This window comes from Streptomyces sp. NPDC052020 (genome assembly GCF_040680575.1).
Lineage (GTDB): Bacteria > Actinomycetota > Actinomycetes > Streptomycetales > Streptomycetaceae > Streptomyces.
Window position 1 is genome coordinate 1 of sequence record NZ_JBFAWY010000025.1, and the last position, 12,363, is coordinate 12,363.

Genomic DNA, 12,363 nt, shown 5'->3' on the forward strand with positions numbered 1-12,363 from the left:
CCGGGCAGCAGGACGTGGGCGTGCACGTCGATCGTGGGCGCGGTCACGGCAGCTCCCTCAGCATCGTCATGGTGCGGCCCATCAGGCCGGGGACGTCGGCGTCGCGGACGCCGTCGAGCTGCCACCGCCCGATCTGCACGGACGCCTCCACGACCGGGCGCACGCGCCGCACCCGGCGCTCGTAGTACGCCTGGAAGAGGGCGTCGTCCCAGGTGTCGGTCCCGGTCAGCATCCGCGCCAGCACGAGCGCGTCCTCCAGGGACAGGGCGGCGCCCTGGGCGAGGGTGGGCGGGCAGCAGTGGGCGGCGTCGCCGACGAGGACGACGCGGCCCCGGTGCCAGGAGCCCTCGACCAGCATCCGGTCGAACCAGGTGTAGTTCACCTTCGCCGGGTCGGTGATGTGCTCGGTGATCTCCGGCCAGTGGCCGCCGTACGCGGAGGCCAGGCGCCGCATCTCGTCGGCGTAGGTCTCCGGCGGGATGGAGGCGCGGTCGCGGTTGGCCTCGACGACGTAGGCGTAGATCGTGTTCTCGCTGGTGGGGCAGTAGCCGGCGATGTAGGCCGGGCCGCCGTAGGCGAGGTCGGTGCGCACGACACCGGCCGGGCGCGGTGTGGCGACCCGCCAGATGGCCATGCCGGTCGGCTCGGGCCTGGCCGTGATGCCGATGGCGGCGCGGGTGGCCGAGCTGAGGCCGTCGGCGGCGATCACCAGGTCGTAGCGGCCCTCGGTGCCGTCGGTGAACCGGGCGGTGACGCCGTCGGCGTCCTGGTCCAGGGACTCGGCGCGGGTGCCGAGCCGCACCGAGGCGCCGCTCGCGCGGACGGCGTCGATCAGGATCCGCTGGAGCTGGGGGCGCTGCATGCCGACGGTGGCGGGCAGGTCGTCGCCGCCGGTGCGCAGGTCGTCCTGGACGTGCAGGACGGTGCCGTCGGGGGCGGTGATGCCGACCGAGCCGAAGGCGTAGCCGGACGCCTCGATCCGCTCCCACACCCCCAGTTCGCGCAGCACGCGCAGGGCGTTGCCCTGGAGGGTGATGCCGGAGCCTGCGGTGGCGTTCCAGTCGTCCTTGGCCTCGATGAGGTCCACGGACAGGCCGGCCCGGCGCAGCAGGATCGTCACGGCGTTGCCGGCCGCGCCGCCGCCGATGACGAGGACCGTGCGGGGTTGGGTCATGGGGGGAACTCCCTTGTTCCACGGGCTGGTGGGGCTCCGCGTACTACTTGACGGCGATCGGGTTGACGGGCGAGCCGACCGCGCCGGTGATGGGCAGGGGAGCGGCGGTGAGCCAGAACGCGTGACGGCCGTCGGCCGCGCAGTCCTCCGCCAGCGCGTCCAGGTCCCACATCTCGCCGATGAGCAGGCCGATGTGGGGGATGGCGACCTGGTGCAGCGGCTGGAAGGCGTGCTCGAACTCGTTGGGCCGCACCTCGAAGCCCCAGGTGTCGGTGGCGATCGCGGCGATCTCCGTGCGGTGCAGCCAGCCGGCGGTGGTGAAGGACAGGCCGGGGGCCGGGCCGCCGGCGTAGTCGCCCCAGCCGTCGCGGCGGGCCCGGGTGAGCTGGCCGGTGCGGACCAGGACGATGTCGCCGCGGCCCACGGTCACGCCGTGCGCCTCGGCGGTCGCGGCGAGATGCTCCTCGGTGATCGCGAACGCGTCGGGCAACTCGCCGTCCTCGCCGATCACCCGGCCCACGTCCAGCAGGACCCCGCGCCCGGCGACATGGGCGGCCATGTGCTCGATGCCGGTGACCAGGTCGCCGTCGGAGGTGACGACCTTCTCGGCGGGGCGCCCGTTCCACGCCTTGCCGTGGTCGAAGATGTGCCCGAGCCCGTCCCACTGGGTGGAGCACTGCAACGGCATCGCGATGACGTCGTCGGCGCCGCCCAGCCCGTGCGGGAAGCCCTGGTGGCCGAGGGCGGCGTCGGTGCCGGTGTCCAGCATGGTGTGGACCGGGTTGGTCCGCCGCCGCCAGCCCTTCTGCGGCCCGTTCATGTCGAACCGCTGGGACAGGGAGAAGCTGACGCCCCGCCGGATCAGGGCCGCGCCCTCGCGGCGCTTGGCCTCGTCGAGGAAGTTGAGGGTGCCCAGCACGTCGTCCTCGCCCCAGCGGCCCCAGTTGGAGCACGCCTTGGCGGCCTCGGCGATCGCGCCCTCGGGGTCGTCGCGGTCGGTCACGACGCCGCCTCCGCCACACAGCGGGTGCGCTGGACGCCGAGGCCGGTGATGGCGGACTCCATGACATCGCCGTCGCGCAGCAGCCGGCCCCAGTGCATGCCGTTGCCGGCCGGGCTGCCGGTCAGCACCAGGTCGCCGGGGAGGAGGCGGGCGCTCTGCGAGGCGTAGGACACCATGCGCGCCACGTTGAAGATCATGTCCTTGGTGGACTCGTCCTGCATCGTCTCGCCGTTCAGCTTCAGCGTCAGCCGCAGGTCGCCGGGGTCGGCGATCGACTCCGCGGGGACGATCCAGGGGCCGAGCGGGGTGAAGCCGGGGGCGTTCTTGCTGCGCAGCCAGTCGGTGCCGATCTGCGGCATGTCCCGGCGGAAGACGGTGGCCCGGTCGGTCAGGTCGTTGGCGATCGTGTACCCGGCGACGTACTCCAGGGCCTCCTCGACCGAGACCCGGTGGGCGGGCCGGCCGATGACGGCCGCCAGCTCCAGCTCCCAGTCGGGCTTCTTCGCCCACGCGGGCAGTACCACGTCGTCGTACGGGCCGGTGACGGCGCTGGGCAGGCCGATGAACACGTACGGCAGGTCCTCCGCCGCGCGCCGGTCCATGATCTCCGCGGCCTCGGCGCGCCGCTCCTCCTCGGGCCGGTCGTCGCCCGGGGCGCGGTGGGCCACGTGCAGGTCGATGACGTGCTGGCGGTAGTTGGCGCCGGACTGGAAGACCTGGCGCGGCTCGACCGGCGCGTGCACCCGGAGGTCCGCGAGCGGCCTGCCGCCCTCACCCGGTTCCGCGGCCAGCGCGCGCAGCCGCGGCAGGGCGGTCTCCCAGCGCTCCAGCAGTTCCCGGACCGTCAAGTGCCCCTCGCCGAAGGCGGCTCTGAGGTCGAGCGCCTGGCCGTCGGGGGTGACGAGGGCGGGGAAGGCCGGCTCGTCGGGAGCCGACAGGGTGGCGAGGGCGAACGGTCCGGCGAAGAGTGCGGACGCGGGTTCAGGTTTCACGGACATGTCCTCCTGATTGCGATGTGACTAATCTGGACCCGCCACCCGCGATCAGGGAAATAGATTCCGTGGATGACAAGTATCCACGCCGTTGATGCCCTGGCGAGGGTGCGGCATTTGCCCGCCGCTGACCGGCGCCGTACCGCAAGGGGAAGTCCCGTGAACCTGGCCAGCCTCGACCTCAACCTCGTCGTCGCCCTGCGCGCGCTGCTGGAGGAGCGCAACGTCACCCGGGCCGGGCAGCGCGTCGGCCTCAGCCAGCCCGCCATGAGCGCCGCGCTCGCCCGCCTGCGCCGCCACTTCGACGACGACCTGCTCGCCCGGGTCGGCGGCCACTACGAACTCACCGCGCTCGGGCAGGTCCTCCTCGACCGCACCTCCACCGCCTGCGACCTGCTCGAACGCCTCTTCGCCAGCCAGGCCGACTTCGACCCGGCCCGGGAGAGCCGCGAGTTCAAGCTGCTGGCCTCCGACTACGCCGTCTCCGTCTTCGGCGCCGAACTCGCCCGGATCGTGCACGAGGAGGCCCCCGGCATCCGGCTGCGCTTCACCCAGACCCCGCCCACCGTGGCCGACGACACCGCCACGCTGCTGAGCGCCACCGACGGCCTGCTCATGCCGCACGGCGTCATCAGCGGCTTCCCCGCCACCGACCTGTACGAGGACCGCTGGGTCTTCCTCGTCGCGGACGGCCATCCGACCGTCACCGACCGGCTCACCCGGCGGGACCTGGCCCGGCTGCCCTGGGTCACCTACCAGCGGACCTACGACGCCCCCGCCGTACGCCAGCTCGGCATGCTCGGCGTCGAACCCCGCGTCGAGGTCTCCGTCGACAGTTTCCAGCTGCTGCCGCACCTGGTGGCCGGCACCCGGCGGATCGCCTTGGTGCAGGCCCGCCTCGCCCGGCTGCTCGCGCCGGTCGCCGCCGTGCGCGTGGTGGAGCCGCCCTACGAGGCGGTGCCGCTGCGGGAGGCCCTGTGGTGGCATCCGGTGCACACGCACGACGCGGCCCACATCTGGCTGCGCGAGACGGCGGCACGGGTCGGGGAGCGCCTGGCGGAGACGGTACCGGAGGGCCCGTAGGGCCCGTAGACAACCGAAGAGGCCCCGGGGCATCCACGCCGTGGATCGGCGGCATCGGGAACTTGGATCGCGCGAGGGCTGGGCAGGCCGGTGCCCGGCCCGCATAGTCGTGGCACATCACCGCGCCCGTGCGCCGACACGCCGCCGACGGCCGGACCCGGCCGGCGCCCGCCCGCGCGGCGACGGGCCCGGGCGCCTCGACGTCCGGCGACCCGGCGATCCGGCGATCCGGCGATCCGGTGCCCGTCCCACCTCACGCCCTGGAGTGCCGCCATGCCCGCTTCCGCCGCCCCGCCCCTCCGCGACCCCGGTGAGACCCCCGACGCCCCGGCCGTGCGGCGCGGGCTGCCCGCCGTGCTGCTGATGGCCGGCAGCTGTCTGCCCATCCTCGGGGCTGTCCTGATCGCCCCGGTGCTGCCGCGCCTCCAGGACCACTTCGCGGACGTCCCCGGCAGCGCGGCCCTGGTCCCGCTCGTCCTGACCGTCCCCGCGCTGTCGCTGGCGCTGCTCGCCCCGTTCGCGGGCGTCGTCGTCGACCGGCTCGGCCGCAAACGCCTGCTGGTCGTGGCCACGGCCCTGTACGCGCTGTTCGGCACGGCCCCGCTGTGGCTGACCTCGCTGTACGGCATCGTGGCCAGCCGGGTCCTGGTGGGTGTCACCGAGGCCGCCATCATGACCGCCTGCACCACCCTCATCGGCGACTACTACACGGGCCGGGTCCGCGACCGGTACCTCGCGCTCCAGACGATGTGCGCCTCCGTGTCCGCCACGGTGTTCCTCGTGCTCGGCGGTGCCCTGGGGGCGGCCGGGTGGCGCGCCCCGTTCTGGCTGTACGCGGTCGGCCTGCTGCTCGCCCCGGCCATGGCCCGGGTGCTGCCCTCTCCGGTGGCCGGGGCCGCCACCGGCGCGGCGGCCCGGCGGGCGGACGCCGACGCCGCCCCGCGGCCCTTCCCCGCGCGCCGGATGGCCGGCGTCTGCCTGCTGACCGTCTTCGGCGCGGTCGTCTTTTACACCGTCCCCGTGGAGATGTCCTACCTCCTGGACGACCTGGGCGTGGACTCCACCGGCGCGATCGGCGCGGTCACCGCGGTCGCGAGCGCCGCCACGGTCCTCGGCTCCGTCGCCTTCACCCGGCTCACCGGCGGACCGCGGCGGCGCCTGCCGGCCCTGTTCCTGCTGTGCGCCGCCGGCTTCCTCGTCATGGGGATCGCCGACAGCCTGCCCGTGCTGATCGCCGGAGCCGTGCTGAACTGCGTCGGCACGGGACTGCTCCTGCCGTCGCTGCTGACGCTGGCGATGTCCCGTCTCGGCTTCGCCGACCGGGGGCGCGGCACCGGCCTGTGGACGGCGGCGTTCTTCCTCGGCGAGTTCGCCTGCCCCCTCGTCCTCCTCGGCGGCGAGGGCGCCCTGGGCGACCTGGCCTCCGCCGTCGGGCTGCTGGGCCTGGCGACCGCGCTCGTGGCGGCGGCGCTCCTGCCGCTCACCCGCCGGACCCCGGCACCGCTGCCCCGGCCCGTCCCCGAGCAGCCGTGACCGGTCAGGGACGATGACCCGGCCCGGCAGCGCCGGCGCCCGCCCCTCGCGCACCGCGGAGTCGGGGCCGCCGAACACCACCGGCCCGTCCTCACGGCCGACCGACACGCCCCGCGGGGCGACCACCCCGTCCTCGCTCAGATCACACGCCCTGCCCGTACGAAGGTCAGGGCGCGAGGGTGCGGGGGCGGGCCGTCCGTGTCGCTGTTGGGCCGATCGGGTTACATGGCGTAAGAATTGGCTGGTGCAGGCAACAAGGCGAGTCGAAGCGGGGGAGCCGGTGAACAGCCACGATGTCACCGATGAGCAGTGGGAAGGGCTCGCCCAGGTGGTGCCGTTGCGTGGCCGCGACGCCTGGCCCTCCTCGGTGGGCCACCGCGCGCTGCCGGAGGCGGAGACGGAGGCCCGGCGCCGCTTCGTCGTCCTGCGGGTCAACGTGTTCGCCGACGCCCGCGAGGTCGCCGAGACCCTCATGGCCGGCATCCCGGTCCTGCTCGACCTGACCGGCGCGGAGACGGAGGTCGCCAAGCGGGTCCTGGACTTCAGCACGGGTGTCGTCTTCGGCCTGGCCAGCGGGATGCACCGGGTGGACCGGAACGTGTTCCTGCTCACCCCGGCCGGCACCGAGGTGACCGGGCTGATGGAGGGCGCGGAGGTCCCCGGGGTCTGACGGCCCCCGGGCGGCGAGCGGGCGGCGGGGCGGTCCCCGGGGAGTGAGGGGCGGGCCGGATGTGAAGCGCCCGGTCCCCCGATCGTGGGAAGGGCGCGGCAGCGGAACGGTTCGCCCGACGGCGGAGCCCTACGGTCCGGATATGACCCTGTCGATCCCGCCGGCCGTTCCCGCACCTTCGCCCGCGGCGCCCCGCGGCGACGCGGAGCGACCCGGCCGGCCGTGCGTCACCGAACTGCGGCTGTCCGCCTTCGCCGTGCACCGCGGTGCCGTCCTCCGCCTGGCGCCGCTCACCCTGCTGGCCGGCCCGAGCGGCAGCGGCAAGTCCAGCGCGCTGCGGGCCTACGAGGCGCTCGCCCGGCTCGGCGCCGGCGCCGAACTCGGCACGGTCTTCCCCGACCCCGGCGCCTGCGTGCCCGAGCGGGCCCGGCCCGACGCCCAGCGGCGCCGCGGCTTCCGTATCGGCTGTACGGCCGACGGCCCCCAGGGGCCGGTCCGGCTCGACCTCGCCGTACAGGCGGAACCCGAACTGCGGGTGGTGGGCGAGCGGCTGACGGCGGACGGGCTGGTGCTGCTGGAGACCGCCCTGCGCGACCCCGGCCGCCGCGCCGTGCAGGCCGCCTGGCACACGGCCGGGCCGGCGCCGGTGACCCGGGCCCCGCTGCCCGACGACCGGCTGGGCACGGCGCTGCTGCCGCTGCGGGTGGCCGGCAAGACGGACGGGCAGCGCAGGGTGCTCGCCGCCGCCGAGCAGATGCTGGTCGCCCTCCGCTCCGTCTTCCCCTGCGATCCGCGGCCCGGGCGGATGCGGGACCCGGTGCCGGTCGGTTCCGGGCGGCTGCTCGGCGGCTGCGACAACATCGCCGACGTACTGGGGCGCACCCGCGCCGAGTGCGGACGCCGCTACGCGCGGTTCGTCGCGGCGGTCCGGGCCGGCTGCGCCGGGCCCGTCGCCGACGTACTGGCCGAGCCGGTGACCGGCGGGGCGGTCCGGGCGCTGCTCGACCGGGGCGACGGCGTCCGCACCGGCCTGGGGCGCCTGGGCGACGGCGAGTTGCGCTATCTCGCCCTGACGCTGGTGCTGCTGACCGGGCCCGGGGTGCTGGAGGTGGACGCGGCCGGCGAGGTGCCCGCCGCCCTCCAGACGCTCACCGTCCTCGCCGACGGGCTCGACCGGGGACTGGACGCCCGGCAGCGCGAGGAACTGCTGCGGCTGGCGGTCCGGATGTGCGACCGCGGGCACGTCCGGCTCGTCGGCGCGGTCGGCGAGGCGACGTGGGCCGCCGGGCTGGACGGGGTGGAGGTGGTACACCTGGGCCGTGACACACGAGTCTGAACCCCTCTGCCTGGCGGAACTGCAAAGCAGGCTCGCCCGGTTCGCCGCCGCCCGGAACTGGCAGCCGTACCACACCCCCAAGAACCTCGTCGCCGCGCTCAGCGTCGAGGCCTCCGAACTGGTGGAGATCTTCCAGTGGCTGACGCCGGAGGAGTCGGCCCGCGTCATGGGCGACCCCGACGCCGCGCACCGCGTCGCCGACGAGGTCGCCGACGTCCTCGCCTATCTGCTCCAGCTGTGCGAGGTGCTCGGCATCGACCCGCTGGCCGCGCTGGCCGCGAAGATCGAACGGAACGAACAGAGGTTCCCGGTGCCGGGGGAGCGGGAGGCGTAGCGGAACATGACGCCGGGGCGGACGCCGGGGGAACGGCCCGGAACGCTCCGGCACACGGAGGAGGGATCGAATCCGCTATTACTCTCCGCAGTCGAAATCCCGCCCGAAACCGATTTGTTGTCCAGTAATTTCCGTCTTCCTCTGGCTTTTCGCCCCAGTTGCCTTCACTCTGGGTAGTGGGACAGTGGAGTTCGGGCGGACGTGCCAGGGGTACGTCGGACAGACGGGGGCGGCGCATGGACGCGGTGCGGCTCATCGTGACGAGCAGGCGCGCACTGGCGGCGAGCGGTGATGTGCCGCAGCTCCTGGGGGAGGTGTGGCAGGCCCAGGCCCTGGCGCAGGCGATCGGCAGCCGCCTCGCGGTCTCCGGCCCGCCCGAACTGCGGGGCGAGGCGCTGGGGCTGACCGAGCTCGCCGGCCGTGGCTGCGGCGTGCTGCGGAAGCCGCGGCTCGGGCCCGGCGAGCTGCGGGCCGCCCAGCTCACCGAGCTGGGCGACGCCCGTCAGGCCCTCACCCGCCTCGACGGCCTCCTCGGCGAGATAGGCATCACCCTCGTCGGGATCGCCTGCGCCGCGGACGACGAGGGTACGTACTGGCAGTGCATGGAGGCCATCGACGCGGCGGACGAGTCGAGGGACCGCGTCCTGGAGATGCTGCGCAGACTGGCGGAGCGGGAAGAGCTGCTGCCGGAGTGCGGGGCGGGCTGACCGGTCGCGGCCGAACGGGCACCGCCCGGGTGGCGGCGCCCCCCGCCCCGGCGGCCGTACGGGCCGGGCCGCACCATCGGCCCCGCACCCGCCCGGCCCTGCCGGTGTCCGGCGCCTACTGATCGCTGTAGCGGAAGTCGCCCACGCTCCACGCGGTGACGTCCTTGATCGCGACGCGGTACATGCCGCCCGTCTCCGGGATTCCCGTGCTGCCCTGAAGGATCCGCGCCAGGTGGAAGTGCAGATGGGTGGGGGGTCGCGCCTCGCTCGCGGGCTCGGCCGCCCCCTCGGCGCCGAAGACGGGGGAGAAGGGCCGCAAGCGGTCCGAGGCATCCAGTACCTCCGACACGCGCTGCTTCCACACGGCTTGGGGGGCCAGCCGCCCGGTGATGACGGCACCGCCCACGACGACCGTCAGCGACATCTGATTGCTTTGCTCGGCCTCCACCATGGTGGCGATGCCGACGAGCAGCTCGTCAGGATCCGACATGGGAGCCGATTGTATGGTGCGCGCGGCCCGCCGAAGGCAACCCCCGGCAAGATCCGCGCTCACCGCCCGGCGCGGACCGGGCGCTCCGGCACCGCCCGAGCCAGCGATCACCACCGCGGAAGGGTCACTGGCACACCCGTACGACCGTCGTGGGACCGGCCCGTTTCACCCGGCCGGAAACGGCCGGAGCCCGGGGACCGGCGCGAAGAGCGCGGTCCCGACCGTGCAGGATGGAACCATGGATCTTCGCATCTTCACCGAGCCCCAGCAGGGGGCCACCTACGACACCTTGCTCACCGTGGCGAAGGCCACCGAGGACCTGGGCTTCGACGCCTTCTTCCGGTCCGACCACTACCTGAAGATGGGCTCCGCGGACGGCCTCCCCGGCCCCACCGACGCCTGGATCACCCTCGCCGGCCTCGCCCGCGAGACCAAGCGCATCCGGCTCGGCACGCTGATGACCGCCGGGACCTTCCGGCTGCCCGGCGTGCTCGCCATCCAGGTCGCGCAGGTCGACCAGATGTCCGGCGGGCGCGTCGAGCTCGGACTGGGCGCGGGCTGGTTCGAGGAGGAGCACAAGGCGTACGGCATCCCCTTCCCGAAGGAGAAGTTCGCGCGCCTGGAGGAGCAGCTGGAGATCGTCACCGGCCTGTGGGCCACCGAGGTCGGCAAGACCTACGACTTCCACGGCGCGTACTACGACCTCACCGGCTCGCCCGCGCTGCCCAAGCCCGCGCAGAAGAAGGTGCCCGTGCTCATCGGCGGCCACGGTGCGACGCGCACCCCGCGCCTGGCCGCGAGGTACGCCGACGAGTTCAACATCCCCTTCGCCTCCATCGAGGACACCGAGCGGCAGTTCGGCCGGGTCCGGACCGCCGCCGAGCAGGCCGGGCGCGAGGCCGGCGACCTGACGTACTCCAACGCCCTCATCGTCTGCGTCGGCCGGGACGACGCCGAGGTCGCCCGCCGCGCCGCCGCCATCGGCCGCGAGGTGGACGAGCTGAAGCTGAACGGCCTGGCGGGCTCCCCGGCCGAGGTCGTCGACAAGATCGGCCGCTACGCCGAGGTCGGCTCGCAGCGGATCTACCTCCAGATCCTCGACCTCGACGATCTGGACCACCTGGAGCTGATCTCCTCGCAGGTGCAGGCGCAGCTGTCCTGACGGCACGGTCCGGACCGGAGCGGAACGGGGACGGAACCAGAGGCGGCCCAATAAACGAGGGCGCCGGTCCGTCCCCTTGTGCGATGGTGTGACCGTCGTCCCGCAGAGCCCCCAGGATCAGTCTTCTGGGGGCTCTCGCGCAGCCCCGCCCGCGGCGGCCCGTCCGTTCCGGATCATGGTTCCCGCGTAGAAGGCCACGGACGGCCACGGGAGTGCACGAGGGTTCCACGACGTGCACGTCAGGGCGTACAACTGAGCCCCCTCCCGGCTGAGTTGGGATGGGGCTCGGGGTGTTGTCCAGGGCGCGTCGGTTGTCGGCGGCTCCGGCTGACGGATCAGCAGTTCGTCACCGGCTGGAAAGCGCGCCGTGCCGCCCTCCTCCCAGGTGACGACGACGGCCAACCCGCCCATCGGTCCCCGGGCGGTAGAGGTGGCCTTGACCGCGCGCCACTCGCCCTCGTAGCCGGTCACGTCGCCCTCGCCGACCAGAGCCGCGCGCTTGGTGGGGTGGCTTAATCGTCGTCGGCGGGGCGGATGCGGTTCAAAGGGGCCTCCCACTCGACGCCACCCCCTCTCGGGCGCATGTAGGCCGTCCGGCTGATCAGCTTGTTGCCCTCCTTGCTGCGCTCCTCGATCACGCCTTGCAACTCGCCCGTGCGCCCGGTCTCGTCGTCGACGGCGAACGTTCCTTTCGGGTAGGGCGGCTTGCCGTGACTCAGCATCGTCGGCGGCTTCTCGTGTGTCAGTGCCATGACCCCTCGTCCCACCTGGGCTTACGTGACTCACACAAGGCAACTGCTGCCGTGCTGGGCGAACGTGCACAGCTCTTGCACAACGCCAGGGCGTGGGAAGTGGCCGGGGTGCCACCATGGGACGTAACGGAAGTCGAGCGGGGAAGACGCACAGATATGAGCGTGACCAAGATTCCCGGACCCGGTGCGAACGTGGCCGTCTGCCGCAAGGCGCGCGGCTTCAGCCAGGTTGCCCTCGCCCGGCGGGCGGGCGTGTCGGTCTCGCTGCTGAGCAAGATCGAGGTGGGCGACCGCGCGCTGACCCAGGGCATTGCCGCCGCTCTCGCTCAGGCCATGGGGCTGACGCTTGATGAGCTGCTGGGCACGGCCCCGGTCGACCGCGCCGACGAGAACAGCTTGACCGCCCTCAACCACGCCATCCGGCGCTTCGACATCCCCGACGCGCCACCGGCCCACCCGGAGAACCTGCCGCGCCAGCTTGCCGAGCTGAACGAACACCGCTACCGGACCGAGCCGTCGGGGGTGTTGCAGATGCTCCCGGGTGTGCTGGCCGACGCGACCAACTACGCCCACGCCACCCAGTCACCAAACGCCTGGACCCGCGTTGCCGACGTGTACTCGGTGGTCTACTGGCTGGCCGCCCGGCACCGCTGGATGCACCTTGCCGAGCTGGCCGTGATGAAGCAGCGACTGGCCGCCGAGCGTGCTCACCCGATCGCCGCCACGGTGGCCGCCCGCGACGAGGCCGGGGCCTTCCTCAATTCGGGTGACTTCGCGGGCGGGCTGGCCATCGTGGACGGCGCCATCGTCGAGGCCGAGTCGAGCCTTGAAGGACGCGACCGCGCGTTCGGCCTGGGCATCTTGCATCTGCGCGGCCTCACGTTGGCTGGCCGGCTCAAGGACAAGGCCACCGCCGAGGAGCACATCAGGGCGGCCTGGCGCACGGCCGAGGACTACGGCGAGGACGCCGACGAGCACGGCATCCACTTGGGCCGGACCAGACCGCCACCCACGTCATCTCGATGTTCTCCGATCTGGATCAGCACCGCCGCGCGCTGGACACCGCCGACGACCTGATCCGAGGCGGCACGGACCTGCCCGCCACCCGAATCGGTCCCCTGCACATG

Annotated in this window: 13 protein-coding genes; 8 read left to right on the forward strand and 5 right to left on the reverse strand. The window is 73.5% G+C overall.

Translation table 11 applies throughout. From position 1 onward, the window contains the following. Positions 1-43: 43 nt before the first annotated feature. The 3 genes from AB0L74_RS23815 to AB0L74_RS23825 are packed head-to-tail and all read right to left on the reverse strand — an operon-like array spanning position 44 to position 3,175. On the reverse strand, positions 44-1,174 hold the full coding sequence (locus AB0L74_RS23815) for an FAD-dependent oxidoreductase (protein WP_365655794.1): 1,131 nt from the start codon (positions 1,172-1,174) through the stop codon (positions 44-46). 43 nt (positions 1,175-1,217) lie between these two features. Next, on the reverse strand, positions 1,218-2,177 hold the full coding sequence (locus AB0L74_RS23820; RefSeq protein ID WP_365655797.1) for a cyclase family protein: 960 nt from the start codon (positions 2,175-2,177) through the stop codon (positions 1,218-1,220). Beyond that, positions 2,174-3,175, reverse strand: coding sequence for a fumarylacetoacetate hydrolase family protein (locus AB0L74_RS23825; protein WP_365655800.1), 1,002 nt, complete (start codon positions 3,173-3,175; stop codon positions 2,174-2,176). Before AB0L74_RS23825 ends, AB0L74_RS23820 begins: the two co-directional genes overlap by 4 nt. A gap of 153 nt (positions 3,176-3,328) precedes the next feature. On the opposite strand from AB0L74_RS23825, the gene AB0L74_RS23830 reads away from it, so the two are divergent. The 6 genes from AB0L74_RS23830 (at position 3,329) to AB0L74_RS23855 (ending at position 8,832) form a co-directional block, all read left to right on the forward strand. Continuing rightward, on the forward strand, positions 3,329-4,252 hold the full coding sequence (locus AB0L74_RS23830) for a LysR family transcriptional regulator (RefSeq protein ID WP_365655803.1): 924 nt from the start codon (positions 3,329-3,331) through the stop codon (positions 4,250-4,252). Positions 4,253-4,615: 363 nt separating this feature from the next. Beyond that, on the forward strand, positions 4,616-5,785 hold the full coding sequence (locus AB0L74_RS23835; RefSeq protein WP_365656061.1) for an MFS transporter: 1,170 nt from the start codon (positions 4,616-4,618) through the stop codon (positions 5,783-5,785). Between the two features lie 280 nt (positions 5,786-6,065). After that, positions 6,066-6,455, forward strand: coding sequence for a cell division protein SepF (locus AB0L74_RS23840; protein WP_365655806.1), 390 nt, complete (start codon positions 6,066-6,068; stop codon positions 6,453-6,455). Between the two features lie 142 nt (positions 6,456-6,597). Continuing rightward, positions 6,598-7,791 carry an ATP-binding protein gene (locus tag AB0L74_RS23845; protein WP_365655809.1) on the forward strand — a complete coding sequence of 398 codons (1,194 nt, stop codon included), beginning with the start codon at positions 6,598-6,600 and terminating at the stop codon, positions 7,789-7,791. Then, positions 7,775-8,125 carry a nucleotide pyrophosphohydrolase gene (locus tag AB0L74_RS23850; RefSeq protein WP_365655812.1) on the forward strand — a complete coding sequence of 117 codons (351 nt, stop codon included), beginning with the start codon at positions 7,775-7,777 and terminating at the stop codon, positions 8,123-8,125. Before AB0L74_RS23845 ends, AB0L74_RS23850 begins: the two co-directional genes overlap by 17 nt. 236 nt (positions 8,126-8,361) lie before the next feature. Beyond that, positions 8,362-8,832: a DUF6099 family protein gene (locus tag AB0L74_RS23855; RefSeq protein WP_365655815.1), complete on the forward strand. Its 471-nt coding sequence runs from the start codon at positions 8,362-8,364 to the stop codon at positions 8,830-8,832. Positions 8,833-8,947: 115 nt separating this feature from the next. On the opposite strand, the gene AB0L74_RS23860 is transcribed toward AB0L74_RS23855, so the two are convergent. After that, on the reverse strand, positions 8,948-9,322 hold the full coding sequence (locus AB0L74_RS23860) for a hypothetical protein (protein ID WP_365655818.1): 375 nt from the start codon (positions 9,320-9,322) through the stop codon (positions 8,948-8,950). Between the two features lie 238 nt (positions 9,323-9,560). Here AB0L74_RS23860 and AB0L74_RS23865 point away from each other — a divergent pair, with 238 nt between their 5' ends. Further along, complete coding sequence (locus AB0L74_RS23865; RefSeq protein ID WP_365655821.1) at positions 9,561-10,484, forward strand: LLM class F420-dependent oxidoreductase; 924 nt, start codon at positions 9,561-9,563, stop codon at positions 10,482-10,484. Between the two features lie 512 nt (positions 10,485-10,996). Here the strand turns inward: AB0L74_RS23865 and AB0L74_RS23870 are convergent. After that, entirely contained in the window at positions 10,997-11,236 is a 240-nt protein-coding gene (locus AB0L74_RS23870; protein ID WP_365655824.1) for a hypothetical protein, read from the reverse strand. Between the two features lie 156 nt (positions 11,237-11,392). On the opposite strand from AB0L74_RS23870, the gene AB0L74_RS23875 reads away from it, so the two are divergent. Beyond that, positions 11,393-12,313, forward strand: coding sequence for a helix-turn-helix transcriptional regulator (locus AB0L74_RS23875; RefSeq protein WP_365655827.1), 921 nt, complete (start codon positions 11,393-11,395; stop codon positions 12,311-12,313). The last annotated feature ends 50 nt before the right edge of the window (positions 12,314-12,363 follow it).